23 protein-coding genes and 2 pseudogenes are annotated in these 26454 nt (G+C 56.1%); 12 read left to right on the top strand and 13 right to left on the bottom strand.

What is annotated here, in order from left to right:
• Nucleotides 1–2 precede the first annotated feature (2 nt).
• Nucleotides 3–2918, bottom strand: a complete 2916-nt coding sequence (locus tag ACYZT6_RS05675) for an aldehyde dehydrogenase family protein (RefSeq protein WP_462026080.1) — start codon at nt 2916–2918, stop codon at nt 3–5.
• 591 nt (nt 2919–3509) lie between these two features.
• Here ACYZT6_RS05675 and ACYZT6_RS05670 point away from each other — a divergent pair.
• Nucleotides 3510–3672, top strand: a pseudogene (locus tag ACYZT6_RS05670) (DUF899 domain-containing protein); the annotation flags it as partial.
• On the opposite strand, the gene ACYZT6_RS05665 reads toward ACYZT6_RS05670, so the two are convergent.
• On the bottom strand, nt 3669–3848 hold the full coding sequence (locus ACYZT6_RS05665) for a hypothetical protein (protein WP_462026079.1): 180 nt from the start codon (nt 3846–3848) through the stop codon (nt 3669–3671). The pseudogene ACYZT6_RS05670 and the gene ACYZT6_RS05665 overlap by 4 nt on opposite strands.
• A 292-nt stretch (nt 3849–4140) precedes the next feature.
• On the opposite strand from ACYZT6_RS05665, the gene ACYZT6_RS05660 reads away from it, so the two are divergent.
• The 3 genes from ACYZT6_RS05660 (at nt 4141) to ACYZT6_RS05650 (ending at nt 5873) form a co-directional block, all read left to right on the top strand.
• A complete protein-coding gene (locus tag ACYZT6_RS05660) occupies nt 4141–4416 on the top strand; it encodes a hypothetical protein (RefSeq protein ID WP_462026078.1) in 276 nt (91 codons plus the stop codon).
• A gap of 260 nt (nt 4417–4676) precedes the next feature.
• Entirely contained in the window at nt 4677–5261 is a 585-nt protein-coding gene (locus ACYZT6_RS05655) for a papain-like cysteine protease family protein (RefSeq protein ID WP_462026077.1), read from the top strand.
• A 12-nt stretch (nt 5262–5273) separates the two neighbouring features.
• A complete protein-coding gene (locus ACYZT6_RS05650; RefSeq protein ID WP_462026076.1) occupies nt 5274–5873 on the top strand; it encodes a hypothetical protein in 600 nt (199 codons plus the stop codon).
• A gap of 63 nt (nt 5874–5936) precedes the next feature.
• Here ACYZT6_RS05650 and ACYZT6_RS05645 read toward each other — a convergent pair whose 3' ends face one another.
• Nucleotides 5937–7283 (bottom strand): DEAD/DEAH box helicase, encoded by a 1347-nt coding sequence (locus ACYZT6_RS05645; protein ID WP_008153197.1) that lies wholly within the window; start codon nt 7281–7283, stop codon nt 5937–5939.
• A gap of 193 nt (nt 7284–7476) precedes the next feature.
• Here ACYZT6_RS05645 and ACYZT6_RS05640 point away from each other — a divergent pair, with 193 nt between their 5' ends.
• On the top strand, nt 7477–8775 hold the full coding sequence (locus ACYZT6_RS05640) for a mechanosensitive ion channel family protein (protein WP_462026075.1): 1299 nt from the start codon (nt 7477–7479) through the stop codon (nt 8773–8775).
• Nucleotides 8776–9039: 264 nt separating this feature from the next.
• Here the strand turns inward: ACYZT6_RS05640 and ACYZT6_RS05635 are convergent, their stop codons facing one another.
• The 6 genes from ACYZT6_RS05635 to ACYZT6_RS05610 all read right to left on the bottom strand — a co-directional run bounded on the left by ACYZT6_RS05635 (nt 9040) and on the right by ACYZT6_RS05610 (nt 15411).
• The gene (locus ACYZT6_RS05635; protein ID WP_462026074.1) at nt 9040–11007 is read right to left on the bottom strand and encodes a DUF3732 domain-containing protein; all 1968 of its coding nucleotides are present in this window, start codon (nt 11005–11007) and stop codon (nt 9040–9042) included.
• Nucleotides 11007–11516: a three component ABC system middle component gene (locus tag ACYZT6_RS05630; RefSeq protein ID WP_462026073.1), complete on the bottom strand. Its 510-nt coding sequence runs from the start codon at nt 11514–11516 to the stop codon at nt 11007–11009. The genes ACYZT6_RS05635 and ACYZT6_RS05630 overlap by 1 nt, the downstream gene beginning before the upstream one ends.
• 75 nt (nt 11517–11591) lie before the next feature.
• Complete coding sequence (locus tag ACYZT6_RS05625) at nt 11592–12743, bottom strand: ABC-three component system protein (protein WP_462026072.1); 1152 nt, start codon at nt 12741–12743, stop codon at nt 11592–11594.
• Between the two features lie 308 nt (nt 12744–13051).
• Complete coding sequence (locus ACYZT6_RS05620; protein ID WP_462026071.1) at nt 13052–13918, bottom strand: carboxylate/amino acid/amine transporter; 867 nt, start codon at nt 13916–13918, stop codon at nt 13052–13054.
• Between the two features lie 344 nt (nt 13919–14262).
• Nucleotides 14263–14862: an FMN-dependent NADH-azoreductase gene (locus ACYZT6_RS05615; protein WP_462026070.1), complete on the bottom strand. Its 600-nt coding sequence runs from the start codon at nt 14860–14862 to the stop codon at nt 14263–14265.
• Between the two features lie 234 nt (nt 14863–15096).
• The gene (locus ACYZT6_RS05610) at nt 15097–15411 is read right to left on the bottom strand and encodes a 3-phosphoglycerate kinase (RefSeq protein ID WP_462026069.1); all 315 of its coding nucleotides are present in this window, start codon (nt 15409–15411) and stop codon (nt 15097–15099) included.
• 49 nt (nt 15412–15460) lie between these two features.
• Here ACYZT6_RS05610 and ACYZT6_RS05605 point away from each other — a divergent pair, with 49 nt between their 5' ends.
• The 6 genes and pseudogenes from ACYZT6_RS05605 (at nt 15461) to ACYZT6_RS05580 (ending at nt 21252) form a co-directional block, all read left to right on the top strand.
• A complete protein-coding gene (locus ACYZT6_RS05605) occupies nt 15461–16384 on the top strand; it encodes a LysR family transcriptional regulator (RefSeq protein WP_131060451.1) in 924 nt (307 codons plus the stop codon).
• A gap of 14 nt (nt 16385–16398) precedes the next feature.
• Nucleotides 16399–17204: pseudogene (locus ACYZT6_RS05600) on the top strand (alpha/beta fold hydrolase).
• A 3-nt stretch (nt 17205–17207) separates the two neighbouring features.
• Nucleotides 17208–17768 carry a peptidylprolyl isomerase gene (locus ACYZT6_RS05595; protein ID WP_462026068.1) on the top strand — a complete coding sequence of 187 codons (561 nt, stop codon included), beginning with the start codon at nt 17208–17210 and terminating at the stop codon, nt 17766–17768.
• Between the two features lie 85 nt (nt 17769–17853).
• Complete coding sequence (locus tag ACYZT6_RS05590; RefSeq protein WP_462026067.1) at nt 17854–19686, top strand: ABC transporter ATP-binding protein; 1833 nt, start codon at nt 17854–17856, stop codon at nt 19684–19686.
• Nucleotides 19687–19936: 250 nt separating this feature from the next.
• On the top strand, nt 19937–20632 hold the full coding sequence (gene aqpZ, locus ACYZT6_RS05585; RefSeq protein ID WP_462026066.1) for an aquaporin Z: 696 nt from the start codon (nt 19937–19939) through the stop codon (nt 20630–20632).
• Nucleotides 20633–20847: 215 nt separating this feature from the next.
• On the top strand, nt 20848–21252 hold the full coding sequence (locus ACYZT6_RS05580) for a hypothetical protein (protein ID WP_462026065.1): 405 nt from the start codon (nt 20848–20850) through the stop codon (nt 21250–21252).
• Nucleotides 21253–21340: 88 nt separating this feature from the next.
• On the opposite strand, the gene ACYZT6_RS05575 is transcribed toward ACYZT6_RS05580, so the two are convergent.
• Nucleotides 21341–22465, bottom strand: a complete 1125-nt coding sequence (locus tag ACYZT6_RS05575) for a GNAT family N-acetyltransferase (RefSeq protein WP_462026064.1) — start codon at nt 22463–22465, stop codon at nt 21341–21343.
• Nucleotides 22466–22749: 284 nt separating this feature from the next.
• Here ACYZT6_RS05575 and ACYZT6_RS05570 point away from each other — a divergent pair, with 284 nt between their 5' ends.
• The gene (locus tag ACYZT6_RS05570) at nt 22750–24066 is read left to right on the top strand and encodes a putative porin (RefSeq protein ID WP_462026063.1); all 1317 of its coding nucleotides are present in this window, start codon (nt 22750–22752) and stop codon (nt 24064–24066) included.
• A gap of 133 nt (nt 24067–24199) precedes the next feature.
• Here the strand turns inward: ACYZT6_RS05570 and ACYZT6_RS05565 are convergent, their stop codons facing one another.
• The 3 genes from ACYZT6_RS05565 to ACYZT6_RS05555 form a co-directional block, all read right to left on the bottom strand.
• Complete coding sequence (locus tag ACYZT6_RS05565; RefSeq protein WP_462026062.1) at nt 24200–24436, bottom strand: anti-sigma factor family protein; 237 nt, start codon at nt 24434–24436, stop codon at nt 24200–24202.
• Nucleotides 24430–25041, bottom strand: a complete 612-nt coding sequence (locus tag ACYZT6_RS05560; protein WP_462026060.1) for an RNA polymerase sigma factor — start codon at nt 25039–25041, stop codon at nt 24430–24432. The genes ACYZT6_RS05565 and ACYZT6_RS05560 overlap by 7 nt, the downstream gene beginning before the upstream one ends.
• 154 nt (nt 25042–25195) lie before the next feature.
• Nucleotides 25196–26317 carry a beta-ketoacyl-ACP synthase III gene (locus ACYZT6_RS05555; RefSeq protein WP_462026059.1) on the bottom strand — a complete coding sequence of 374 codons (1122 nt, stop codon included), beginning with the start codon at nt 26315–26317 and terminating at the stop codon, nt 25196–25198.
• Nucleotides 26318–26454: the final 137 nt, after the last annotated feature.

The raw sequence follows: 26454 nt of genomic DNA, 5'->3' as shown, positions 1-26454 counted from the left end.
GTTCAAACCGCCACGAGATGCTCGTGGATGTCCCGTTGTGGCAACGTCGGTTTGGCAATCCGCTCGCCGTTGACGTACAGGCAGGACGCCGCGACCCCATACCCGCCGTAAGGGTTGTAACCCTTCTCCACGACATGCAGGTCGGTGTTGTTCAGCACCGTATTCGCGTCATGTTTGCCGGACGCCACCAGGCCGTCGATGTAGCCGCTGCTGCCAAACAACGACACGTACATGGAGTTGGGTGCATAGAGTGGGTGTTCGAAATAGCCCGCCAGCTCCCCGTCTTCGGCATAAGGTTGAACAAAGAACACCGGGGCAAAGAACTCTTTGTAGTTGCCGCCCAGCGACAATGGCCGCTCGAACACGGTCGGACGAATCAATCCGCTGATCGGATTGATCTCGCCGCCATACGTGCAGTGTTCGCGATACTCCTTAAACATCTTCACCACTTTCAACGTGTGGTCAGGGTCGCTGTTAGGCCCGACGATGTTCTCTTTGCGTGCGTAATCACCCACATAGTCCTCGCACTTGTGCAGCTCTTCGCGCAACCGACGGATGAACTCAACGTAGACCTGCCGATGTACCAGGATACTGTTGGGACCGGCGCAATCCTGCCCCTGGTTGTACAACACCACCCGCAGCGCACTTTCGATAGCGGTGTCGATCGATGCATCAGCCGACACCACCAACGGGTTATGGCCCGCCCCGTTGAGAATGAACAAGGTGCGCTTGAGGTAGGATTTTCTGACCTTGGTCGCGTTTTCCGGCGTGCCGGTAAAAATGACCACATCGGAAAGCGCTGCGGTCTGGCTGACGAACGCCTCTTTGTCGGCAAAAGAGACATTCAGGTTCGGAAAGAAACGCTCCAGCTGCAACGACTCCAGCAACTTCCGATAGTGCGCGTGCATCGCCGTCGGCGGCCGAAGCCAGGCTGAATCGGCCAGCAATGAAGGAATAATGCCAAAACAAGTCGTGGCATAGATCGGCTGATTGAGCGGCAAGTAACTGGTGACGCAACGCACCCTGCGTTCAAAGAACGGCCTGTTAAGCTCCAGGCTCTCAAGAAACTCGACACACCGCTCAATCTCATCCACCGCCACGTTGTAGCACTCGAACCCCGAAAGACTCTCGGCAATCGCCTCACTGTTGCTTCGAAGATGCTGTGCAAACGCTGCGGCACGGACTTTGACCTCTTCGAAATCGATGGTTTCCAGCACTCGTCCGGCCTCTCGCGGCAGATCGATCGTGGTCATCGGGCGCGGGTCCTCGGAAGACTCGGTAGTGGCTGGACTGACCTGAACATCGCTCATGGTTTCACTCTCCCTGTGTTGAACTGCCTGTTTGATCCGTGATTCGAGTTCCGCACAAAACGCCTGAACACCGAGACGATTGATATACCCGTGCAGTCGCGGCCCGCTTTCCTCGCCGAACAGACAGGCGTAAAGCATCCGGTAAGCAGCGCTGTGACAGGAAACGCCAACCTGATCGAAGACTTGCGTGATCTGTTCGCGAGTAACCGGACTTTGGTGAACCGTCAGTTGTTTGAACTGCTCTGAAATCCGATACAGCACCGACTCCCCATACTCGTTGAGCAGCCGCGGCTGGAAACGTGGGGCAACCCGTTCCTGGTAGTAGGTAAAAGCTTTCTGTACCACGTCGGTAAAGGCGTCATCCGCCACGATGTCTTGCCGGGTTTTGTCGTGTTGCAACAGGTAGTGGTAAGCCGCATCAATGTCACCTGGATGGCACGCGGTAAAGATGTTCAGCATCCGCTGGTAGGTAGTGCAACGCTTGCCATGGGTCGGTGGACGATGGAAATAACCGACGGGGTTGTCATCGTCTCCCTCGACCATGCGCGCATGGTCTGCTCGGTAATCGTCATATGCCTTGATCGATACCTGTGGGTGGAAACGAGTGGTGCGATAAGGGTTGTTGAACATGAAATGCTGCAACGCTCCCTCGGGCATGTACTTGCTGACTTGCTCCAGGGAAAACCCGTTGCCTTTGCTTTTGGATATTTTCTTGCCGGCGATGTCGGTAAACAGCCCGTACTTCATCAGAATCGGTGCTCGCACATCCAGTACCTGGCAGATGTCGCGCACCGTATTCGCCGAGTCAGTCAAATCTTCGCCATGCATCTCAAAAGCAGTATTGCGGTGAATCAGGCGCATTGCCCAATCGGCCTTCCATTGCAACTTGCAGTGACCGTCCAACACTGACGTGGTGATGTCTTCGCCAATCGGCTCGTCGGCGTAGTACTCCTGGGACGTGATGCTGTACTCCTCGCCTGGCCGGTTGATCAACAGGTCCGGCGGAATCTGATAGACAATCTCCCCGCGCTGCAGATCAACGTGCCGAACCACCAGATGCTCGATGACCCGCCCGGAAAAACGCGAAACAGGCATGAACATGCTGTAGCTCTTTCTACGGGTAATCCCCAGGCGTGAGGCCACAACCTGATTGATCGCCTCCATTCGAGAGAGAAACTGTCTGATGGTCGAGTTGTAGAAACCGGATCGATAGAGCGCGCTGTTTTCAACTAATTGATAGTCCAGCTCATAGGGCATCAGCGCCTGATCAAGTCGGGCGTTAATGCCTGCCGATAGACTTCCCGCCTGCTCGAAAGGGTCGGGGATATCGCACAACGGCAACCCCAGACAACCTTGCAAGAGCTGCGGTTGAGGGAATGTACCCGGTACTTTTCTCAGCGCGTCCAGATCGTCGGAAACAATAATCAGCCGAGTTTCTTTATCGGATATTTTCTCGAATGCTGTTCTTACGATGCTGACGCGCAACACCTCACACAACGTTCCGATATGGGGAAGCCCGGAGGGTCCGAAACCCGCGCCAAACGCGACAACCCCATTGTGGTCGGCAGTTTTTTCCTGAATTTGCCGAGCAAGACTCTTCCACCACATGCAGTGAACTCCCTGTTTGATGCATCAAAAGACCCGCCCCACCCAAGAGGACGTCCCGTTAAAAAGGCTCAGGCAATCGCTGACAGACAGGGCAAAGCACCCGGCCAGGTATCAGGAAGGCAATAGGTTCGATAACGACTTAGCGTTTTTGGGGGGGAGGAGAGAACGTAAAGGCGAACAAAATGCTGCGACGACGACTGTTCGCAACATGGCTATCGAAAAGGGCGACATCCGGGCGGACACGCACAATGAATCGATGTGGACTCAGTACGGAAGGAGACATGAAAGTATCAATAACCAGATATTCGCGAACGCGTTTACCAACGCACTCGCCGTGTTCTATTACAGGCAGGCAATAAAACGGTTCTTGTCGCCCACCAACCCTTGTAAAAATGAAGCGTCCTGTCTGGTACTGATGTGTGCCGTCGTCCCTCAACCTTGAGAAATGACTGACACGATCAACGGAAATAGCCTACGTGAACCGCTGATCAGAAATCAATCCCCGGGTGGCATCCTTACGAAACAAAGCCACAAGGTTCCACTGTTCTGGTGATTGCATCGATTGCCTGACTGCAGCTGGGGACGCTCCCTTCAGTGTTTTATCGCAACGAAGCCGGCGAATCCTCCACACCTGCTCCACCTATGCCCAGGCCAGGGCCGCAATGAAGAGGAGATCATGGAATGGGTGCAGCACCACGACAAACAGGAAGACAAGACGTCCTCCAGTTGCCGGCATGGAGATAGTGCGCGCTAAAACACGTAACAACTTTCAGGCCGCAGGGTCTCGAACCGCCACGACCGGATCACGCCATCGGCTGTGGTGTACACCGAATAGTTGCAATTGAACAGCCAGTTGAAGAAGTAGCGATTGCCGTCGCCCTCGACCACTCGCTCGTAGCGGTGTTCGTGATTGTTCGGAGACCACAACATGAGCCTACAGCGAACATCGCAAGGGCTGTTTTCGAGGTCGGGCATTGGCTGCCCTACCAGGCTGTTGGCGCTATCGATCCATGCTGAACGAGAGGGTCCGCAAGCTGACAGTGCCAGGGAAAGTACCATCAACACTGATTTAGGAAGCATGTCCGATCCTTGGGCACAGAAAAAGGAGGGAGAGACTAAGCATCCACGAAAACTCAGTCAATCGACCATTGCGCCGCTGAACTTTTGCCATGCTTCACCCCTCAACCGGATAACCCGCCTTAACCCGGACTGAGGCTCACTTATGAAAACCCTGCTGAAACTCACCCTCGCCACCACCCTCACCTGCGCCCTCCCCGCGTGGGCCTGCACCCCTGAAGAAGCCACCGCCAAGCGCGAACAACTGGCCAAGGAAGTGACCAGGCTCACGGAACAGAATCCGGCCAAGGCCAAGGAGATCAATGCCGAGTTGCAGAAGATGGATCTGGGCACCGCCAGCGCGGACTTGCCGGACAAATGCCAATTGATTGATCAGCGGTTGAAAGAGCTGAAGACGGCGGATAAAAAGGCCGAGAGCTGAACCAGGAATTGCAGCCTCCGGTAATTCCTACCCAAGAATGACGGTTCCTCCGGCGCTGCCAAAAGCGCCGTTCTTTCGTTCTGGAATTTGCACTAGCGCATTTAATTATTTGCACAAACGCATATATCTACCTAAGGTTACCTCGAGCCCGGATCGGAGCCGGCCATCCAGCATGGCAAACCGCACTCGCCGATCGCTCAGCAACACCGCTGCACCCCCACTAGCTGGACGCTAGCTTTCACTCATGGAGGATTGAAAAAATGTTAACCACTGAAGCAACGCAATTCACCGGCGAAACCCTGCCAAGGTGCCTGACCGGTCATCTGCTCAACCCGCAACTGTCCGATGGCAAACCAGCTGCACCACTTAGCGCACTGGCTGCTGCCAGCCTGAACTTCACGATGCAGAAACAAACCCAGACCAACTGGTGTTGGGCAGCCGTTTCCGCCTCGGTCGGCAACTATTACGGCACCGGGTCCTGGACCCAATGCGGCGTTGCCACCACCGCGCTGGACCGCAATTGCTGCAATCAACCTGGGCCGTGCAACGTGTATGGCTATCTGGATACAGCCCTGACGATTACCCGCAGTTTCAACGGCATGAATCAGGGGTCGCTGCAGATGTCGGCCATCCAGAACCAGATCAACATGGGCCGACCGATTGGTTTGCGCTGTGCCTGGTACGGTGGTGGTGCGCACTTCCTGACGATCTATGGCACCAACGGTAACTACGTGCTGGTTGCGGACTCGATCTACGGCTACTCGACCCGCGCGTTGAACTCGTTCCCCGGTTCTTACAACGGCGGCGGCAACTGGACCAACACTTACTTCACCGTTAAAAACTAGGAGGGCGACATCATGCAACTGACTTATCCAAAGGCGCCTTCCAACGGCGTGCAGACATTGCGTCCGGCGCTTCAAGCCGCCCTGCAAACCCAAGGCTTCGGCGTCAGTCGCCAGTTTGCCAATGCCACACCCGGCAAGATCAGCCTCAGCGAGGCTTACCGTGGCTACTCGCTCAGCCTGGAGGACGTGAGCCAAGGCAAAGGCCTGAAAGACGCCAAAGTTGGCGATTGGCATTACCTGGTGTTTTCCGATGGTGTGACGATTGCCGATGCGCAACTGGCCGATGTCCGTGGCCATGTCGAGTTCTCTTCGCTGAACTACGGGGCCATGGCGGCCGCTACGGTCGGTGCGTTGAAACTCGCGGAACAGTCGCCACAACTGCAGGGTAAAACCGTTGAGCTGCGGGTGCTGTTTGTTTCGGCATTGCACTTGGTGGCGATCTGGCTGCATGCAGGCGATAGCGACGTGCTGATCCCGATTGAGCCGACCCCCAGGGAACTGGCGGTCACTCAGTTGTACAGCGAAGCCGCCCTGCTCGCTCTGCTCAAACCGAAGGCTGATCAAGCCAAACAACGCTTTGATGCGGACACCCGTGGGCTGTTGGGGAGCTGACAAACGCTGGACCTAAAAAAACCCGGACACTGTCCGGGTTTTTTATTGGATCGCTACGGCGCTTTATTCAGCAGCCGGCGCTTCCGGCTTGCGGCGCTTGAGCGGCGCCATACCGTCCTTGCTGACCAGCGACAGGGCGTCGGTCTTCGGGCGGTTGGCGATTTTGCGTTTGGTCGGGGCCTTGGCGCCGGTTTTCTTCTTGTCGCCCTTGGCGTCGACTTTTTTCTTCTTCACGCCGACAGCTTTGCCCGAGGCCTTGACCTTTTTCGGTCCGCCGTAGGTGCCTTTGACTTCCTTGATGGTGCGGCGCTCGAAGCTCTGCTTGAGGTAGCGCTCGACGCTCGACATCAGGTTCCAGTCGCCGTGGCAGATCAGCGAGATGGCCAGGCCATCGTTACCGGCGCGGCCGGTGCGACCGATACGGTGAACGTATTCGTCGCCGCTGCGCGGCATGTCGAAGTTGATCACCAGGTCCAGGCCTTCCACGTCGAGGCCGCGGGCGGCGACGTCGGTGGCGACGAGGATTTTCACGCCGCCCTGCTTCAAGCGATCGATCGCCAGTTTGCGATCTTTCTGGTCTTTGTCGCCGTGCAGCACGAACGCTTTGTATTCCTGCGCCACCAGACGACCGTAAATGCGGTCGGCCATGGCCCGGGTGTTGGTGAACACGATGGCCTTCTGGTAGGTCTCGTTGGCCAGCAGCCAGTTCACGATCTGTTCTTTGTGCTGGTTGTGGTCAGCGGTGATGATCTGCTGACGGGTGGTCGCATTCAGATCGCTGACGTTGTTCAGCTGCAAGTGTTCTGGATTGTTCAGAACCTTGGCAACCATCTCACGCAAACCCGAACCACCGGTGGTGGCCGAGAACAGCATGGTCTGCTGACGGTTGGTGCACTCTTCGACCAGACGCTGCACGTCTTCGGCAAAGCCCATGTCAAGCATGCGGTCGGCTTCGTCGAGCACCAGCACTTCAACTTCTTTCAAGTCGAGGTTGCCGGCGTTCAGTTGCTCGATCATCCGGCCCGGCGTACCGATCAGGATGTCCGGCACCTTGCGCAGCATGGCGGCCTGAACCTTGAAGTCTTCACCGCCGGTGATCAGGCCGGACTTGATGAATGTGAACTGCGCGAAGCGCTCGACTTCCTTGATGGTCTGCTGGGCCAGCTCACGGGTCGGCAGCAGGATCAGGGTCTTGATGCTGACGCGGACTTTCGCCGGGCCGATCAGACGGTTGAGGATCGGCAAAACGAATGCAGCGGTTTTGCCGCTACCGGTTTGCGCTGTCACCCGCAGGTCACGCCCTTGGAGCGCCAGCGGAATAGCCGCTGCTTGCACAGGCGTTGGCTCGACAAATTTAAGCTCGGCCACGGCTTTGAGCAGGCGTTCGTGCAGGGCGAATTGGGAAAACACGGGTGCTACCTCGAAGAAATACAAAAAAACAGCTGCATAGGGTAACGGTTTCGAGCGCCGAGGCCGAGTTTCTTTATGCAAACGGCGGTAAACAGTGGCTTTTTTGTTGCCTGATTTGTCTCAAAACGTCATGCAAAGCGTCTTAGATGCTCTAATCGCCCCGTCGCGTCCTACAGAAGAACCGTTTTCGCCCATGGATATCAAACAGCTCTGGCTCAACGTCCAAGACCTCTGGGGTGCCCTCGATCAGCACCCGCTCCTGCATTCCAGCCTGGCGCTGATCCTGCTGCTGGTGGTGGCGCTGGCCCTCGGACGAGTGGCGCGCTACCTCATTATTCACGCGACCAAAATGCTTGGTCGCCAACCGGCCCTGCACTGGATAAACGACTTTCGGCATAACAAAGTCTTTCATCGCCTGGCGCAAATGACCCCGTCGCTGGTGATCCAGTTCGGCCTGTACCTGGTGCCGGAGCTGAGCAAGACCAGCCTGATTTTCCTCGGCAATGTCGCACTGGCGTTCACCATTCTGTTCCTGGTGCTGTCGGTCAGCGCCCTGCTCAGCGCCTTGCTGGACATCTACGCCCGCACCGAACACGCCCGCACCCGGTCGATCAAAGGCTACGTACAGCTGGCGAAAATGGTCTTGTACGTGTTTGGCGCGATCATCATTGTCGCCACGCTGATCGACCGCTCGCCACTGTTGCTGCTGTCGGGTCTGGGCGCCATGTCGGCGGTGATTCTGTTGGTCTACAAGGACACGCTGCTGTCGTTCGTCGCCAGCGTGCAGCTGACCAGCAACGACATGCTGCGGGTCGGCGACTGGATCGAGATGCCGCAAGTGGGTGCCGATGGCGATGTGGTCGACATCACGCTGCACACGGTGAAAGTGCAGAACTTCGACAAGACCATCGTTTCGATCCCGACCTGGCGCCTGATGTCCGAATCGTTCAAGAACTGGCGCGGCATGCAGCAGTCCGGCGGACGGCGTATCAAGCGCAGTCTGTTCATCGATGCCAGCGGCGTGCGATTCATTCGCGATGACGAAGAGCAGAAGTTGTCGCAGGTGCATCTGCTGACCGATTACATCAGCCGCAAACAGGCCGAACTCAAGGCCTGGAACGAGGCTCAGGGCAACGTCGCGTCGATGTCGGCCAACCGTCGGCGGATGACCAACATCGGGACTTTCCGGGCCTATGCGTTGGCGTATCTGAAGAGTCACCCGGAGGTCCAGCCGAACATGACCTGCATGGTCCGTCAGATGCAAACCACCGCGCAGGGCATTCCGCTGGAAATCTACTGCTTCACCCGCACCACCGCGTGGGCGGATTACGAGCGGATTCAGGGGGATATTTTCGATTACATGCTGGCGGTGTTGCCGGAGTTTGGGTTGAGTCTGTATCAGCAGCCGAGTGGTGGGGATTTGCGGGCAGGGTTACTCCCAGCCATGTTAGGCGCGAGCCACATTCCCGAGCCTGAAAAGCACATCATGTAGCCACACATTTCCCTTGTGGGAGCGGGCTTGCTCGCGATGGCAGTGTGTCAGCCGACATCAATGTTTCTGACACACTGCCATCGCGAGCAAACCGGGGTTAGTGTCCGACTGCCGATCGACGCACACCCAACCGACTGATCCAAACCACCAGCAGAATTACCGCCCCAGTTCCTCATGCTGATTCCAGATCAACAAATTGATCAGAAGGTATAAACCTTACTCAGAACGAGACAAGTACTAGATCCCCCCTTTAACTTGAGCAAATCAAATTCCGATTTCGAATCGCGGTGGTACAAGTTTCTTCCCACGCCATTCTTCAGTGAGAACTACGCCAGGAATGTTTCCCCAAACCTCATCATCAGCATGATCTAAAACGATAATCTGCAAGCGGCCATCGGCAGAGTTGACCGCTTCAGCCAATGCCACAAACACCTTTCTCACTGCCTTACGATCCTCATCGTCCAATTCAGCGTCTTGTTCAACCTCTTGGGTTGCGCGCTTCACAGGGAAATAGACTTGGCTAGGCTGGTCAAAAACCAATAGGTGGGGAACAGGGTGCTCGAGATCTTTGTTACGCATAAACAGCTTCTGCAGGGCCAACATCATCGCAACGTGATACGCAAGCCAGTTGGCACCGCTACCAATCTCCCATAAGAAATCCTCGCGCCCGTCATGGCGTACCTTTACGGCAAGCTCCTTGATTGACAGCCATAATCTCGCGCTCTTCCACTCTGCATCCAAGTTAGGAGTGATTTTGCTGCAGTATTCGCTAATGATGCCAAGTATCTCTCTGGTCTTTTCGCGAACGGCATCAACAGATATTTTATGTTCAAGCTCGGCAATTTTTTTCTGCAGCGTGTCCAACTTGTCCTTGAGCCCATTGTCCGAATGAGCAACTTGATAGGTGTTGACCGCTTCCTGAAGCCGACCAAGGTAACGATCAATATCCGTCAACCTGAGCGCCTTCCCCTTGGCTTGGGTATCCAACAGTTCAATAGCCTTGATTTCAGCTCTGATAGATTCGAGTTCCTCAGAGTCCGATCGCCAAGAGTTTCGCAGCCGCACCAACTCGCTCTCTACAGAAGCCGAAACTTCAGGTGTTTCACGGGCTAGCCTTTCGATAGCAGCCAGCGCTTCGCACAACTCATCCAGCTCTTGAGACGCTGATAATGAATGGGACCCCAATATATTCGGGGCTTCTGCACCCACCAGTCCTCTCAACCAGGTCGACAGTGATAGCCGCTCCTTTATTGTCCCAAGTGACTTCATGTATGCGTCGGCATCATTCTTGATTTGGGTAAGCTCCTTTAGCTTCTGACGCCCCACATACATATTCGTCGCAATGAGCTCCTCGCGCTTTTTAAGCTCTCCAATTACATCGATTGATGCCTGCACACCCTCCACGGTTTGACTGGCGTCACGAGAGCTCTTGTTTAAGATCGACTTGAGCTGCTCAATAGCGGCGGCCCAATCTTCGGAAAGCTGTGAGGTATTTTCTACAAGTCCATATTCACGTGCCTGGTAAAACCAGCTGCGGGACTCTGCGCGCCAACGCGAAGAGGCTTCATACAACGCTTTCAGTTCGTTCTGGAGCTGTTTGGCTTGCCGCTGGAGATCCTTGAGCTCCCACGTGGTCAGTAGTGTCTCAGAGTTAACAGCGCCCAAAATGAAGGGAAATATTTCCTTGAGCTTGTCCCGGTGCTGGGAAGTATCGGCCTTGTAGAATAGGACATCCGGATTGGCCACGATATTTTGTGGTTGAAAAGTGAACGCCATGAGATCCCGAAAACCAGGACGAGTTTTGAAGCCGTAAGCTGCGTCTCCTTGAAAGCCCATATTGGGTAGTCCAGAGAGCCTGTTCAGGATGTCTTTTACCCCGGACCGATTGGTGTTTTTCTTCGATATCTTCGACGGAACAGTTAGACTCTCCCCCTCAAGGATAAACATCTCATCGGTTGATTTTTGGTTGCCAGGCTCAGCTCTGGCCAACAGTTTCAGCCCTTCGCCCGTTTCAATCAGAATTCCAAACCAGGCACACGTTAGTCGAATGGTGCCAACAGGAATTGCGCATCCCTCCGAGCCCAAGCAGTAATCAATAATCGGAATTACAGCTGACTTTCCCGCCTTTGAAGAACCGCTGATAACATTAACAACACCCGGAACAAAATCAACCTCGCGAAGTTCTCCACCGTTTTTCGGCCACAAAATAAGCTTTATAATTTGTAATTTCATTAAAATTCTATCCTTAGAGCAGCCTGGACTTCCTGAATATTCAACGCACTGCACCACACACCTAGTTTTGCTGACAGCTTAGCAAGTACCTTGATTTCATCAACTACGCCACGAGGTAGGTTCTTGATACTACTATCGACCAAAGCACAGGAATGATCGAGAGTTAGCAGACCGCATTCAACAGCAATAGACAGGCTAGACAGAGAGGAGTCACGCAACTTCAACATACGATGCTGAATTGCGAATAACTCCTCTTGCGTTTTGGAAAATTTCGCAGCAAATAGCCGTATACCAGAAGATTCTTGAGTAGAGGATATCTGGAGCCTTAAGTGTTCACTCAACAAGATGGGCAAAACTATAAACAGCAGCGGAAGCGACGGACACCGCCCCCCGCACCCACGCTTATAACCTTCTACAAACTTCCACAACAGTACTGCGCCGAGCGCCGGGTTCTGTACTAGATACACTTCATCTGTCGATCTCTTCGGGGTATATTCGCCCGTTCCCATATCAACCAGCCTTAGCATTTAACGGCCAAAAAATTTTAATTCACCGACACGCAACAATACGCGAGAACCGATAAGTTACTCATCCAGAATATCTTGATATCTAGGGTGCCATCCGATAATTCTTTCGTTTGAGCACAACTGATAAGTCCCATGCACAAAAAAATCAGGAGAATCAACATCATTTAATTTAATTTTTGCATCCATACATCTCATGTATAACAGTTGCCCTCGATCTAGTTCGGGAGACGTTGAAAACTGCATACGAGTTTCTTTGTCCAGAAACTTCCATTTCGTGATAAGCCTTTTTTGAAAATCTGAAAACTCGTCTCCATACACCAGACCTTTTTTTGCCCACCATACTTTGTTAGCCTTGGCTTGCAAGAAGTCAGACATTGCTTGGGTTTGATTCTCATCTTCAAAATCGATGAGCGCGAGCTGCTTCATCATTGTGAGCGCAGTAGGGCGATGCTTCTCAATTTCTTCAACTGATGGGGGAGGCAGGGTATATCGAAGCAAATGGTTAAACGGAAGCCGAGTGGTGAATACAGAAAGCCAGTCCCGGAATTGGGAGCGTGGAATGACTGGGTACTTTCCTTCTTCTATTAGCGCGTCGGTAGTATTCTTGACCCAACCAATCGCCGCATGGCACGTATCCTCTAGAAGGATGTCGGGAACAGTAATCGACAAGTAGTCTGAAATTCTTTCTATGAGGTCACTGTTACCTACTTCAAGCTCAAAATTGCTGACTAGCTCGACGAGATTTTTCGGAGCAAAACTCAAGAATTTTTCGATGTATTGCTTACAACCTGCCGGCTGTTCTATGGCGTAGGCTTGTCGTATTTCCCCTACGACCTTTTCGATCTGGGCTTCCGTATGCGCGAAACTCAAATCTTCCGCGTACTCGCCCTTCTTCTTCTGAACGACATACAATCGAAAACGAGTTTTCTTCAGATCGATCAAGCCCGCATCAATTGCATCAATCCAGTTCGAAAATGTCTTCCAAAGATCTGCAGACCAGTTGGAGATCGGATTAGTGACCAAACCGCTTTTGATCTGCTCCACCATGGCGCGATCATCGGGCAACGCAATATCGACATCGTCGAGCACTTCAATTGCTACAAACGAACCCCGCGGAGCCTGCAAGAGATGCAAGCACATCCGCGTGGGCTGAATGGAGTAGCCAAGGTAAGACCCTGGTGCACTAGATTTAACGGATTTGGTCTGCATTCCTTGCCTCATTTCCTCAGGCCCCATCGTTTGGCCGAATGGTTTCGTCCACCGTAAGCTGCGTAGGGAGCTCAAATTGCGCTTGGTAGACTGGTAGTTCCAAGTGGCCAGTATCGTATCGCATCGAACCAGTTGAAGGAATTGCTCGAATGGGTGCGGACCAGGTACGAAGTTGATTCAGCGCACGAAGGTGTCAGTCGGGTCCAGAACTCCGGTCGCGCTTGCGGTAATTAGGGAGCATCCACAGCACGCTTAAGTGATCGTACCAACCTAACTCTGACTTTGGCATGCCGAATCTCCAACAAGATTTACCGTGCGACTCGCGGTCGGCGTACACCCAACCGACTGATCCAAACCGCCATCAGAATCACCGATCCACCAAAAAACAACCGCCCCAGCTCTTCATGCTGATTCCAGATCAGCAGATTGATCAGCAACCCCACCGGCACATGCAGGTTGTTCATCACCGCCAGCGTCCCGCCATTCACCAGGCACGCGCCCTTGTTCCACCAGTACAACCCCAACGCGGTCGAGACCAGGCCGAGGAACACCAGCACGCCCCACTGCAACGGTGCTTCGGGCAGGAAGTTCTGTTTGCCGAACATCAGGAACGCCGGCAATGCCACCGCCAGTGCGCCCAAGTAGAAGTAACCGAAGCGTCGGTAATGCGGCAGATCGCTCGGATGGCGCGCCACCAGATGCTTATAAAGGACCTGCCCGGCGGCGTAGGTGAAGTTGGCCAGTTGCAGCAGCAAGAAGCCCATGAAGAAATCCGGGGTGATCCGGTCGTAACGAATCACTGCCGCGCCGAGCACCGCCACCAGTGCCGCCACCAGCGCCCACGGATTGAAGCGCCGGTTCAGGGCATCTTCGATCAGGGTGACGTGCAGCGGTGTGAGGATGGTGAACAGCAGCACTTCCGGCACCGTCAGCACCCGGAAGCTCAGGTACAGACAGACGTACGTCACGCCGAATTGCAACGCGCCGATCAACAGCATGCCGCGCATGAACGCCGGTTCCACCGAACGCCAGCGCGTCAACGGAATGAACACCAGCCCCGCCAACAACACGCGCACCAGCACCGCAAAATAACTGTCGACGTGACCGGCCAGGTATTCGCCGATCAGACTGAAGGAAAACGCCTGGATCAGCGTGACAAAAAGTAGATAGCCCATGCTCGCCTCGTTTCGAATGGCGGCGACGATAGCGGTTTTTGTCCCTCACCGCGAATTGCCGATCCCACACAAAAACCTGTGGGAGCGGGCTTGCCCGCGATGGCGTTGTGTCAGGCAGCATTGAATCGACTGATACACCGCATTCGCGGGCAAGCCCGCTCCCACAGGTTTATGTGTATGCCCGATAAATCCCGGGCAAAAAAAAGCCCGATCTCGCTAAAGCGTTCAATCGGGCGACAGCACTCAGGAGCAACAAGTGCAAAGGGAGGTTCGATGCGCGTAAAGCCTTGAAGGGGTTGCGCCAGGCCACTTGAACATCAAGGGATTATCTGGCGATTAAAGCCTCAAGCCACCTGGGAAAGCCTGGCGTTGGCCTGGTTCAGGCCTTTCTCCTGGAAGTCACCGCCCAGGTTCATGCCCTCGGCGTGAATGAAAGTCACGTCGTGAATCCCGATGAACCCCATCACCTGACGCAGGTACGGTTCCTGGTGATCGGCTGTGCTACCGGCATAGATCCCGCCGCGAGCGGTCAGCACGTAGGCGCGCTTGCCGCTGAGCAAACCTTGTGGGCCGGTTTCGGTGTACTTGAAGGTCACGCCGGCACGCAGCACATGGTCGAGCCAGGCTTTAAGGGTGCTCGGGATGGCGAAGTTGTACATCGGCGCGGCCATGACCAGCACGTCGGCGGCCAGCAGTTCGTCGGTCAATTGGTTGGAGCGTTCCAGGGATATCTGTTCGATGTCGCTGCGCTGTTCGGCAGGTTTCATCCAGCCGCCCAGCAGATTGATGTCCAGGTGCGGTACCGGGTTGACGGCGAGGTCACGCACGGTGATCTGGTCGTTCGGATGCGCGGCTTTCCACTGACTGATGAAGGTCTGGGTCAACTGGCGGGAAACCGAGTCTTGCTGACGGGCGCTGCTTTCGATGATCAGAACGCGTGACATGGGATGTAGGCTCCATCTGAGAATGCTGTAAGGCGATGGAGTGAAGGTTAAACAGAGTCATATCGATGAAAAAGCGCAAATAACTGCTATAACCCATCAATAAATTCGTTTATAAGCTGAGCATACTTACTCTGTAGGAGCGAGGCTTGCCCGCGAAGGAGCCGTGTCGTTCAACATCGATGCCGACTGACACACCGCCTTCGCGGGCAAGCCTCGCTCCTACAGGGTTTGATGTCATTTGGGGGTACAGGTCAGGTTTATTCGCATCTTGATAATGGTGCGGGTGAACTTGGCGGTGGCATTTTTGTGTTTGCCGGCGGCCACTTCAATAGAGCGGGTGCGCGGCGCTTCCGGGCCATTGTTGAAAACCACCTTACAGATCGCATCGGTGCTGCCGTAGTTGTTGACCTGAATGGAGGCAATGTCGTTATCCGTGTCGAAGGCGTTGTAGTCGATGCTCAAGCCATTCAGTTGCTTTGTGACATCAATCGGATAAGCAAACGCCGTCAGCGGCAACATCGCCAGCAACACACAACAGAATTTTTTCATTCAGCAGTCTCCAATAAGGACTGCCAGCTTAGGACAAGAGGAGCTATTCATGAAAGCGCCCCGCGTGACCCTTGATCAATGGCGAACCTTACAAGCCGTGGTCGACCACGGTGGTTTCGCCCAGGCCGCCGAAGCGCTGCACCGCTCGCAATCGTCGGTGAGCTACACCGTGGCGCGTATGCAGGACCAACTCGGCGTACCGCTGTTGCGCATCGACGGCCGCAAAGCGGTGCTGACCGAAGCCGGGGGCGTGTTGTTGCGTCGCTCGCGACAACTGGTGAAACAGGCCAGCCAGCTCGAAGACCTGGCCCACCACATGGAGCAAGGCTGGGAAGCGGAGGTGCGGCTGGTGGTCGATGCTGCTTACCCAAGTGCCCGCCTCGTCCGCGCGTTGACCGCGTTCATGCCACAGAGCCGTGGCTGCCGGGTGCGTCTGCGCGAAGAAGTGCTGTCGGGTGTGGAGGAAGTCCTGCTTGAAGGCGTGGCCGACCTGGCGATCACCGGTTTCAGTATTCCGGGCTATCTGGGTGCGGAGTTGAGTGACGTCGAATTCGTCGCTGTCGCCCACCCCGAACACCCACTGCATCGTCTGAACCGCGAACTGAACTTCCAGGATCTGGAAACTCAGATGCAAGTGGTGATCCGCGACTCCGGTCGCCAGCAACCACGCGACGTCGGCTGGCTCGGCGCCGAACAGCGCTGGACCGTCGGCAGCCTAGCCACCGCGGCGACTTTTGTCAGCAGCGGCCTGGGTTTCGCGTGGTTACCCCGGCACATGATCGAACGCGAACTCAGGGAAGGCACGCTCAAGCTGCTACCGTTGGACCAGGGCGGCAGCCGCAACCCGAGCTTCTATCTGTATTCGAACAAGGACAAACCCCTGGGCCCGGCGACGCAGATTCTGATCGAGCTACTGCGCACCTTCGACACCGCGCCGCTGGATGCGCCATTCGCCGCCCCTGAACAAGCCTGATATGGAGTATCCGCATGGCCTATTTCGAACATGAAGGTTGCAACCTGCACTATGAGGAATACGGCCACGGCACGCCGTTGCTGCTGGTCCATGGGCTGGGTTCCAGCACCTTGGACTGGGAAAAGCAGATTCCGGCGCTGTCCGCCCGATACCGCGTGATCGTTCCGGATGTGCGCGGTCACGGTCGCTCCGACAAACCCCGGGAGCGCTACAGCATTGCCGGGTTCAGCGCCGACCTGGTTGCCCTGATGGAACACCTGAACCTCGGCCCCACGCATTACGTGGGCCTGTCCATGGGCGGCATGATCGGTTTTCAACTGGCCGTGGACCAGCCGCAGATGCTCAAAAGCCTGTGCATCGTCAACAGCGCGCCCGAGGTCAAACTGCGCAGCCGCGACGATTATTGGCAGTGGTTCAAGCGCTGGAGCCTGATGCGTGCCCTCAGTCTGGGCACCATCGGCAAGGCCCTGGGCGCCAAGCTGTTCCCCAAACCCGAACAAGCTGATTTGCGCCAAAAGATGGCTGAGCGCTGGGCAAAAAACGACAAACATGCTTATCTCGCCAGCTTCGATGCCATCGTTGGCTGGGGCGTTCAGGAACGACTTTCGAAGGTCGCCTGTCCAACCCTCATCGTCACCGCCGACCGCGATTACACGCCGGTCTCGCTGAAGGAAACCTACGTAAAACTGCTGCCTGATGCGCGGCTGGTGGTGATCGCCAATTCGCGCCACGCCACCCCGCTGGATCAACCCGAACGCTTCAACCAAACCCTGCTCGAGTTTCTCACCGCAGTCGACACCACCTCACTCAGGATCACTGACCCATGCTGAAAAAAATCGCCCTCGTCGCCGGCTCCGTTCTGTTTGCCGCCAACCTGATGGCCGCAACGCCCGTCGCCAAGGCGCCGCACGTGTTGCTGGAAACCACCAACGGCCAGATCGAAATCGAACTGGACGCGGTCAAGGCGCCAATCAGTACCAAGAACTTCGTTGATTACGTCAACAGCGGCTTCTACAACAACACGATTTTCCACCGTGTGATTCCTGGGTTCATGGTCCAGGGCGGTGGTTTCACTCAACAAATGCAGCAAAAAGAAACCAAGGCGCCGATCAAGAACGAGTCCAAGAACGGCTTGCATAACGTACGTGGCACGCTGTCCATGGCCCGAACCTCGAACCCGGATTCGGCCACCAGCCAGTTTTTCATCAACGTAAAAGACAACGACTTCCTGGACCAGGGCGATGGCTATGCCGTGTTCGGTAAAGTCGTCAAAGGCATGGACGTGGTGGATGTCATCGTCAACTCCCAGACCACCACAAAAGGCGGCATGAAAGACGTGCCGGCCGACCCTGTGTTCATCAAGTCCGCCAAAGTTATCGACTAATCTGCACAGGAGTGCTTGAGCGGCTGCCGGTATCCGGCGCCGCTCATATCGTTTAAAGGAGAGCCCGCACGCGGGCGGAGAACAAATGCTTTATCGCCGTTTTGAACAACTGATCGACGTCTTCCGTGACGCCCCGACGGCGGCTCCGCCCGACCGTGTTTTCCCCTTCTATACCTATTACCTGAAGCAGGTCTGGCCGAGTTTTGCTGCCCTGCTGACCGTCGGCCTGTTCGGCGCGCTGATCGAAGTCGCACTGTTTAGCTACCTGAGTCGCATCATCGACCTGGCCCAGGGCACGCCGAACGTCAATTTCTTCAAGGAACACGGCGTCGAACTGGCCTGGATGGCCGTGGTGGCGCTGATCCTGCGCCCGGTGTTCGTGGGCCTGCATGACCTGCTGGTGCATCAGACCCTGAGCCCCAGCATGACCAGCATGATCCGCTGGCAGAACCACAGTTATGTGCTCAAACAGAGCCTGAATTTCTTCCAGAACGACTTCGCCGGGCGTATCGCCCAACGCATCATGCAGACCGGCAACTCATTGCGCGATTCGGCCGTGCAAGCAGTGGACGCGCTGTGGCACGTGCTGATCTACGCGATCAGTTCCCTGGTGCTGTTCGCCGAAGCCGACTGGCGCCTGATGATCCCGCTGCTGAGCTGGATCGCCGCGTACATCGGTGCGCTCTGCTACTTCGTGCCACGGGTCAAGGAGCGCTCGGTGGTGTCATCGGATGCCCGTTCCAAACTCATGGGCCGCATTGTCGACGGCTACACCAACATCACCACGCTGAAGCTGTTCGCCCACACTAATTTCGAACAGCAATACGCCAGGGAAGCCATCGAAGAACAGACGGTGAAAGCCCAACTGGCCGGCCGCGTGGTCACCAGCATGGACGTGGTCATCACCAGCATGAACGGCTTGCTGATCGTCACCACCACCGGTCTGGCCCTGTGGCTGTGGACGCAGTCGCTGATCAGCGTGGGGGCGATTGCATTGGCTACAGGCCTGGTGATCCGCATCGTCAACATGTCCGGCTGGATCATGTGGGTGGTCACCGGCATCTTCGAAAACATCGGCATGGTCCAGGACGGTTTGCAGACCATTTCACAACCGGTCAGCGTCACCGATCGCGATCAGGCCAAACCGCTGACCGTCGCCCGTGGCGAAGTGCGCTTCGAGCACGTGGATTTTCACTACGGCAAGAAGAGCGGGATCATTGGCGACCTCAACCTGACGATCAAGCCCGGTGAGAAAATCGGATTGATCGGACCGTCCGGCGCGGGCAAATCGACCCTGGTCAACCTGCTGCTGCGCCTCTATGACGTGCAGGGCGGGCGAATCCTCATCGATGGGCAGAATATCGCCGAAGTCGGCCAGGAAAGCCTGCGCGAGTGCATCGGCATGATCACCCAGGACACTTCGCTGCTGCACCGCTCGATCCGCGACAATTTGCTGTATGGCAAACCTGACGCCACCGACGCTGAACTCTGGGAAGCGGTGCACAAGGCGCGCGCGGATGAGTTCATTCCGTTGCTGTCGGACGCTGAAGGCCGTACCGGTTTCGACGCGCATGTCGGTGAACGCGGGGTGAAACTTTCCGGTGGCCAGCGTCAGCGGATTGCGATTGCCCGAGTGCTGCTCAAGGACGCACCGATCCTGATCATGGACGAGGCGACCTCGGCGCTGGACTCGGAAGTTGAAGCGGCGATCCAGGAAAGTCTCGAAACCCTGATGCAGGGCAAAACCGTGATCGCCATTGCCCACCGACTCTCGACCATCGCCCGGATGGATCGGCTGGTGGTGCTGGAAAAAGGCAAGATCGCCGAAACCGGCACCCACGCCGAACTGCTGGCGCATGGTGGGTTGTATGCGCGACTGTGGCAGCACCAGACGGGTGGGTTTGTCGGTATCGACTGACCACTCCCGAGCTGATCATTCCCACGCTCCGCGTGGGAATGCCTCAAGGGACGCGGAGCGTCCAGTGACGCGGAGCGTCACGGGCTGCATTCCCACGCAGAGCGTGGGAACGATCAGCCCCCACCTACCCGCTGGAAATCCGCAAAAACCCTGCTGTACTCAGCCAAGGTTCTGGAGATGAGCCTGTCGTAAACCTGCAGGATGCATCACGCGATACAGTCTCGATAGGTCGCCTATCAAGGACGCTCTCATGTCTCTGTTCAAACGTTCAGTCACTGAGTTGTTAGGTACGTTCTGGCTGGTATTGGGAGGTTGCGGCAGTGCGGTGCTCGCCGCGTCTTCTCCCCTTGGGATCGGGATGTTGGGTGTGGCCATCGCGTTTGGTCTCACCGTGTTGACCATGGCGTTCGCCATTGGCCATATTTCCGGCTGTCACCTCAACCCTGCCGTCTCCGTCGGCCTGTGCGTCGGCGGCCGGTTTCCGGCCCGGGAGTTGCCCGCGTACATCATCGCCCAGGTGATTGGCGGCATTATCGCCGCCGCGCTGATCTACTACATCGCCAGCGGCAAGGAAGGCTTCGATCTCTCCGCCGGCCTGGCCTCCAACGGCTACGGCGAACACTCCCCCGGCAAATACTCAATGGCCGCAGGTTTTGTCTGTGAACTGGTGATGACCGCTATGTTCGTGCTGATCATCCTCGGCGCCACCGACAAACGCGCGCCTGCCGGGCTGGCACCGATTGCCATCGGCCTGGCCTTGACGCTGATTCACTTGATCTCGATTCCCGTGACTAACACTTCGGTCAACCCGGCCCGTAGCACCGGTCCGGCATTGATAGTCGGCGGCTGGGCCATCGCGCAGTTGTGGATGTTCTGGGTGGCACCGCTGATCGGCGCGGTGATGGGCGGCGTAACGTATCAATGGTTAGGCAAGGAACAGAGTTAACGCTTAAGCGTGACGTGAGGATCTGATTGGCCGAAAGTGCAAATATGGTCCTCATGTTCTTCTTGTTGTGTTTTCAATGACTGAAGCAGTGCCAGAACAAACAGATACAAACCCCTTCTTACACCACTGCAAAAACCAAGATACTCTTTCTGCGCAACAAAATGACCCACCTATAAATACATATCGTCAGTAAAACCAATTAGCAAAGGATTGCTATGAACAACTTCAAATCAGCACTCATTCTTATCCCCCTGAGCCTTGGATTTTTTCAGGGCAATGTTTATGCAATGGATATCAAGGATCACATTAGAATCGAGAATGCGAAAATTGAATTTGAATTCAATTGTACGGTGAGCGGTACGATCGACGGAAAGGAGTCGGTTTATACGGCCAATACCCAGGAAGCAGCGAAGGCCCTTGCCATGGCGAAATCCGTAAAAAGCGACGTGCAATGCGTAAAACCCAAGTATCAGTACAGTTGTTTCCTCCCCGAAAACAAGAATATTCCGCTGTCCGGTTCGATCACTTATCCTTACTGGTCGAACAGCCCGACCCTCAGTGAGTTTAAAAAATCTGAAACCGGCAAGAAACTTCGCGGTTGTCAGGCGCCATGGTGGTAACTGCGTCGTACGTATAAGACAACTTGGTGTTTGAATACCAATCAATAAGGCCCTTCATTAAAGGGCTTTATTGTAAATAACGCGATTATCAACCCTGACGATAAGGCAGTGCCGCAAAGGCTTGCTCTGCGTAAGCCAGCACGCCAACCCTTTCCTGCTCCAGAAAGTCCTTCACCGCCGCTTTCAATCCCGGGTGACGCAGGTAATGCCAGGAATGCGTGATCACCGGCTCAAACCCGCGAATCAACTTGTGTTCACCCTGGGCGCCGGCATCAAAACGCTGGAAGCCATTGGCAATCGCGTAGTCCATGCCCTGGTAGAAGCAGGTCTCGAAATGCAGTCGGTCGAACTCCGCCAGGCAGCCCCAGTAACGCCCATAAAAACTATCGCCGCCCACCAGGCTGAAGGCCATGGCCACGGGTCGTGAGCCTTGCTTGGCCAGCACCACGCGAATCGATTCGGGCATGCGCTCGGCCAGCAAACTGAAAAATTCCCGCGTCAGATACGGCGCTTGCCGACGTACCGCGTAGGTATTGGCGTAACAGGCATAGACAAAATCCCACTGCGCCTGATCCAGTTGCCTGCCGTCAAGCCATTCGAACTCGATACCCTGCCCCGCCACTTGCTCGCGCTCTTTGCGCATCTGCTTGCGTTTGCGCGAACTGAGAACGTCGAGGAAGTCCTGAAAATCCCGATAACCGCGATTCTGCCAGTGGTACTGACAGCCAATCCGCTGCAACCAGCCGGGTTGTTCGGCTAATGCGGCGTCGGTGAAAGGGTCCGTGAAGTTGATGTGAGCGCTGGAGAGTTCTTCGATCTCCAGGTAACCCGTCAGGCTCTTCAGTAGCTCGAACCCGTCCTCGACACTCCGCGCCAGTAACCGCGGCCCGCTGACCGGGCTGAACGGCACGGCGGTCAACAGCTTGGGGTAGTAGTCGATGCCGGCACGCTCGCAGGCATCGGCCCAGGCGTGATCGAACACGTATTCGCCGTAGGAATGCCACTTGCGATAACTAGGCAACGCAGCGATCAGCCGGCCCTCTTCGATGTGCAACAGGTGCTCGGGTTGCCAGCCGGAATGAGGACCGAGACTGCCACTGTCTTCCAATGCGCTGAGAAAGGCATGGCGCAGGAACGGCTGATTGTCCGGCACCAGGGCATCCCACGTGTGCGGACCAATATCGGACAGGCTTTCCAGACGTTGCAGCGGCATCGACACCCTCTCTACTTCTTCGCGTAACAGCCTGGCGAGTATCGCCTATCGCCAGCCATTGCACATCCGTCAAAAACCGCCGACAGGGCTCTGGATCAAAAGTTCAGACAGTCTTTGTATCGTCATCGCAACGCCATCACTTTGCCACTGCTCTGTCATAAACGATCGCGATACTGGCGCCAGTTTTTAGAGCGTCGGGTTCTACCCGGCCACTGTTTCCGTCCATCAATGGTCGGTTGTGTCCCGGATGGCTCAGTCATCCCCTTACATCTTCGGAGATTGATATGCGTCTTGCTTCCACGAAAACTGCGGCGGCCCTGTGTGGCGGACTGCTGCTGGCCATGAGTGTTCCGGCCAGCGCCGCAGTCGACGCCAAACTGCTCGACATGCTTAAGGCAAACGGCTCGATTACCAACGCGCAATACGGCGAACTGCAAGCCGAGCTGGCCAGGGATCAGAAAGACCAGCAAATCGCCCGTCAGGCTCAGCAAGAGACCAACGAGCAGATCGCAGCAACCGCGAAGAAAACCAATGAACTGAGCACCTTCGACCAGAAACTGGCCTGGGCCGCCAAGACCCAATTCAAGGGCGACGTGCGTTTCCGTCAGGAGACGGTCAAGAACGATGGCGTTTCCAACAACCGCGACCAGGATCGTCAGCGCATTCGTGCCCGCCTGGGTGCCTACACCGAAATCAACCCGCAAGTCGACACCGGTATCCGTATCGCCACCGGGAACAACGACGACGCACGTTCCACCAACCAGAGCCTGGACAACTACTTCGACAAGAAGTCGATCTGGCTGGACCAGGGTTACGTCGACTACCATCCGGGTTTCGCCAAAAACCTGCACATCGTTGGCGGCAAGATGCCACAGCAATGGGTGAGCATGGGCGACATCATCTGGGATAGCGACATCAGCCCGGAAGGCCTGGCCCTCACCTACAAATACCCGCTGGGCGCCAGCACCGAACTGTTCGGTAGCGCCGGCCACTACACCCTCAAGGACAACGTCGACGGCGACGGCGTGCAGTTCAAGCACGACTTGCGTCTGTACGCCGGCCAGTTGGGCGCGCGCTTCGCCCTCACCGACAACCTGAAACTGACCCTGGGTGGCAGCGTCTACGGCTACGACAACGACGACGACATCACCGCGGGCGGCACCAGCATTCCATCCGTGCTGGCCACCAACGGCAACACCCCGAACGAACAGTTCAAATTGTATGAAGGATTTGGTCAGATCGACATCACCGGCCTGCCACTGCCGCTCTCGTTCTACGGTCAGTACGTCAATAACCAAGATGCCAGCAACGATCAGGACTCTGCCTGGTTGGCCGGTATCAAGACCAAGATTTACGGTTTCGCCGTGGACTACAACTATCGCGACGTACAGCGAAACGCCGTGGTCGGCGCCTTCACCGACTCCGACTTCGCCAACGGTTTCACCGGTTCGCGTGGCAGCAAGTTGAAAGTAAGCTACGAGCTGGACAAGAACTTCGCCGTGGGTGCGACGTACTTAATGGCTAACTCTGACTTCACCAACGCCACGATCAGAGATTCGGACATCAACACCCTGCAACTGGACGCCGAAGCCAAGTTCTAAGCAGTACCGCTCCACGCCTCAGGTCATGGATGCCTGAGGCGCTTTACAGTCTGGCGTGGATGGATCGATCCCCATCATCCGTTCGATGCATCCACGCCGGCCTGCTTCTCTTCCCCGCGCTGACTCCACGACGCTACGGAATGTCCTTGCGACGCTCCGCAGCAAGACGCTCAGCGAGTGCATCGACCTGCGGCACTTCCTCCTCCGGCAAGACGCGCAACGTCGCCTGCATCAGCCGCATCTGACGAATGAACCGCCGACAATTGGGGCAGAACATTAAATGATGCCGCACCATCAACTTCTCCCGAAAGCTCAACTGGCCATCGAGATAGTCACTGGAACGTGCCACTTGCTCCTTACAGGTCAGCATTCACCGGTTTCCTCAAAGTGCTCTACGGTCGCAAAGACCTTCAACCGTGCCCGATGCAGCAGCACGCGAACATTGGAGAGCGAGATTTCCAGAAGATTACAGATTTCTTCCAGCTCCAGGCCCTGACGTTCGCGAAGTAACAGAACACTGCGTTGCAATTGCGGCAAGCTTAGCAAGGTGTGTTCAAGGCATTCGCGCAGCTCGTTTTGGGTGAGCAACGCTTCCGGGGTGTCCTGATGCCAGGCAAACGGCGCCACCAGCCAATGCCCGTCTGCGGCGGAAAAACGGTCGTCATCAACGGTGCCATGCGGCGATGGAAGGTCATCGAGCAGCACTTCACGACGGTTTTGTTTGTAGCGACCTTTTGCCGAGTTTGCGGTGATGGTCAGCAACCAGGTCTTGAGGCTCGAACGCGCCTCAAACTTGCTCAGATGGCGCACGACTGACAGCCACGCGTCCTGCACCACTTCGTCGGCATGCCGACTACCTACGATCGCATAAGCCACCGCACGCATCGGGCTCTGATAAGTGCTGACCAGCTCTTTGAAAGCCTGTTGCTCACCTGCCAGCAAGCGTTCCAGCAGTTGCGCGTCGTCAGCCGCCATTCACACATCCCCTTGTCCTGACCTCGAAAAATGAGTCGGCAGGACTCGCCGTAGGCAACGTCCTGCTGTCATTTCCGAAAATTACAGCGTCCTGACTGTTTCGAATGTAGGAAAAGCCGCCGCAAACCAGAGGAAAGAACGACAGCCATCCACCTCAACGCTTGCGCAAAATCACGCTACCAATCGAGTAACCCGCGCCGAACGAGCTGAGCACGGCCAGGGAACCGGCGGCCAGATCATCCTGATGCTTGTGAAACGAAATCACCGACCCGGCGGAGCTGGTGTTGGCGTAGGTATCGAGAATCACCGGGGCTTCTTCTTCGGTGGCTTCACGGCCCAGCAGTTTCTTGACGATCAGGTGATTCATGCTGAGGTTGGCCTGGTGCAACCAGAAGCGCTTCACGTCGCTGATGTTGAGCTTGTTCTCTTCCAGGTGCGTAGCGATCAGCTCGGCCACCATCGGGCAGACGTCGCGGAACACCTTGCGGCCTTCCTGCACGAACAGTTTGTCCTTGGCACCGATGCCCTCTTCCGCCGCGCGGTTGAGGAAACCGAAGTTGTTGCGGATGTTGTTGGAGAACTTGGTCAGCAGCTTGGTGCTGACCACGTCGAACTGATACTTGGACGTCGCCAGGTCGGCACGTTCGATGATCACCGCGGTGGCCGCGTCGCCGAAGATGAAGTGGCTGTCACGGTCGCGGAAGTTCAGGTGACCGGTGCAGACTTCCGGGTTGACCATCAGGATCGCCCGGGCCTGGCCCAGTTGCACACTGTTGGCGGCCGCCTGAATGCCGAACGTCGCCGACGAGCAGGCAACGTTCATGTCGAAACCGAAACCCTGGATGCCCAGCGCTTCCTGGACTTCGATGGCGATGGCCGGGTAGGCGCGCTGCAAGTTGGAGCAGGCGACAATCACGCCGTCGATGTCGGCGGCGGTTTTGCCGGCACGCTGCAAGGCTTGTTCGGCTGCGCCGATGGCCATCTGGCAAAGCACCGACCACTCGTCATTCGAACGTTCTGGCAGGCGTGGCGCCATGCGTTGCGGGTCGAGGATGCCGTCCTTGTCCATGACAAAGCGGCTTTTGATGCCGGACGCTTTTTCGATGAACGCAGCGCTGGATTCGGTCAACGCTTCGACTTCGCCACGGGCGATGGCGTCGGCGTTGTCGGCGTTGAATTGCGCGACGTAAGCGTTGAAAGACTGCACCAGCTCTTCATTGGAGATGCTGTTGGCCGGGGTGTACAGGCCGGTGCCGCTGATGACGACGTTATGCATGGTCGTTTCTCTAATCTGTTCAGGCAGAAAGCGTTGGCACCGACGTACCAACACATAAAGGGTCTGTTCCCGTCACGGGAAGCACACCTGGCATCGCTTTATTCCGTACCGCCCGAACCTTGAGAGGCTCAAAACCG

It is taken from the genome of Pseudomonas sp. RT6P73 (genome assembly GCF_054897715.1).
Note: the sequence above shows the minus strand (reverse complement) of the source record. Positions and strands in the feature narration are given on the sequence as shown.

Coding starts and splice junctions, on each gene's coding strand:
- ACYZT6_RS05675 (WP_462026080.1), bottom strand. CDS start 2,918: ATGTGGTGGAAGAGTCTTGCTCGGCAAATTCAGGAAAAAACTGCCGAC.
- ACYZT6_RS05620 (WP_462026071.1), bottom strand. CDS start 13,918: ATGGGCTATCTACTTTTTGTCACGCTGATCCAGGCGTTTTCCTTCAGT.
- ACYZT6_RS05650 (WP_462026076.1), top strand. CDS start 5,274: ATGCAACTGACTTATCCAAAGGCGCCTTCCAACGGCGTGCAGACATTG.
- ACYZT6_RS05555 (WP_462026059.1), bottom strand. CDS start 26,317: ATGCATAACGTCGTCATCAGCGGCACCGGCCTGTACACCCCGGCCAAC.
- ACYZT6_RS05565 (WP_462026062.1), bottom strand. CDS start 24,436: ATGCTGACCTGTAAGGAGCAAGTGGCACGTTCCAGTGACTATCTCGAT.
- ACYZT6_RS05640 (WP_462026075.1), top strand. CDS start 7,477: ATGGATATCAAACAGCTCTGGCTCAACGTCCAAGACCTCTGGGGTGCC.
- ACYZT6_RS05580 (WP_462026065.1), top strand. CDS start 20,848: ATGAACAACTTCAAATCAGCACTCATTCTTATCCCCCTGAGCCTTGGA.
- ACYZT6_RS05610 (WP_462026069.1), bottom strand. CDS start 15,411: ATGAAAAAATTCTGTTGTGTGTTGCTGGCGATGTTGCCGCTGACGGCG.
- ACYZT6_RS05625 (WP_462026072.1), bottom strand. CDS start 12,743: ATGCAGACCAAATCCGTTAAATCTAGTGCACCAGGGTCTTACCTTGGC.
- ACYZT6_RS05570 (WP_462026063.1), top strand. CDS start 22,750: ATGCGTCTTGCTTCCACGAAAACTGCGGCGGCCCTGTGTGGCGGACTG.
- ACYZT6_RS05615 (WP_462026070.1), bottom strand. CDS start 14,862: ATGTCACGCGTTCTGATCATCGAAAGCAGCGCCCGTCAGCAAGACTCG.
- ACYZT6_RS05660 (WP_462026078.1), top strand. CDS start 4,141: ATGAAAACCCTGCTGAAACTCACCCTCGCCACCACCCTCACCTGCGCC.
- aqpZ (WP_462026066.1), top strand. CDS start 19,937: ATGTCTCTGTTCAAACGTTCAGTCACTGAGTTGTTAGGTACGTTCTGG.
- ACYZT6_RS05665 (WP_462026079.1), bottom strand. CDS start 3,848: ATGTTGTGGTCTCCGAACAATCACGAACACCGCTACGAGCGAGTGGTC.
- ACYZT6_RS05630 (WP_462026073.1), bottom strand. CDS start 11,516: ATGGGAACGGGCGAATATACCCCGAAGAGATCGACAGATGAAGTGTAT.
- ACYZT6_RS05575 (WP_462026064.1), bottom strand. CDS start 22,465: ATGCCGCTGCAACGTCTGGAAAGCCTGTCCGATATTGGTCCGCACACG.
- ACYZT6_RS05635 (WP_462026074.1), bottom strand. CDS start 11,007: ATGAAATTACAAATTATAAAGCTTATTTTGTGGCCGAAAAACGGTGGA.
- ACYZT6_RS05590 (WP_462026067.1), top strand. CDS start 17,854: ATGCTTTATCGCCGTTTTGAACAACTGATCGACGTCTTCCGTGACGCC.
- ACYZT6_RS05605 (WP_131060451.1), top strand. CDS start 15,461: ATGAAAGCGCCCCGCGTGACCCTTGATCAATGGCGAACCTTACAAGCC.
- ACYZT6_RS05655 (WP_462026077.1), top strand. CDS start 4,677: ATGTTAACCACTGAAGCAACGCAATTCACCGGCGAAACCCTGCCAAGG.
- ACYZT6_RS05595 (WP_462026068.1), top strand. CDS start 17,208: ATGCTGAAAAAAATCGCCCTCGTCGCCGGCTCCGTTCTGTTTGCCGCC.
- ACYZT6_RS05560 (WP_462026060.1), bottom strand. CDS start 25,041: ATGGCGGCTGACGACGCGCAACTGCTGGAACGCTTGCTGGCAGGTGAG.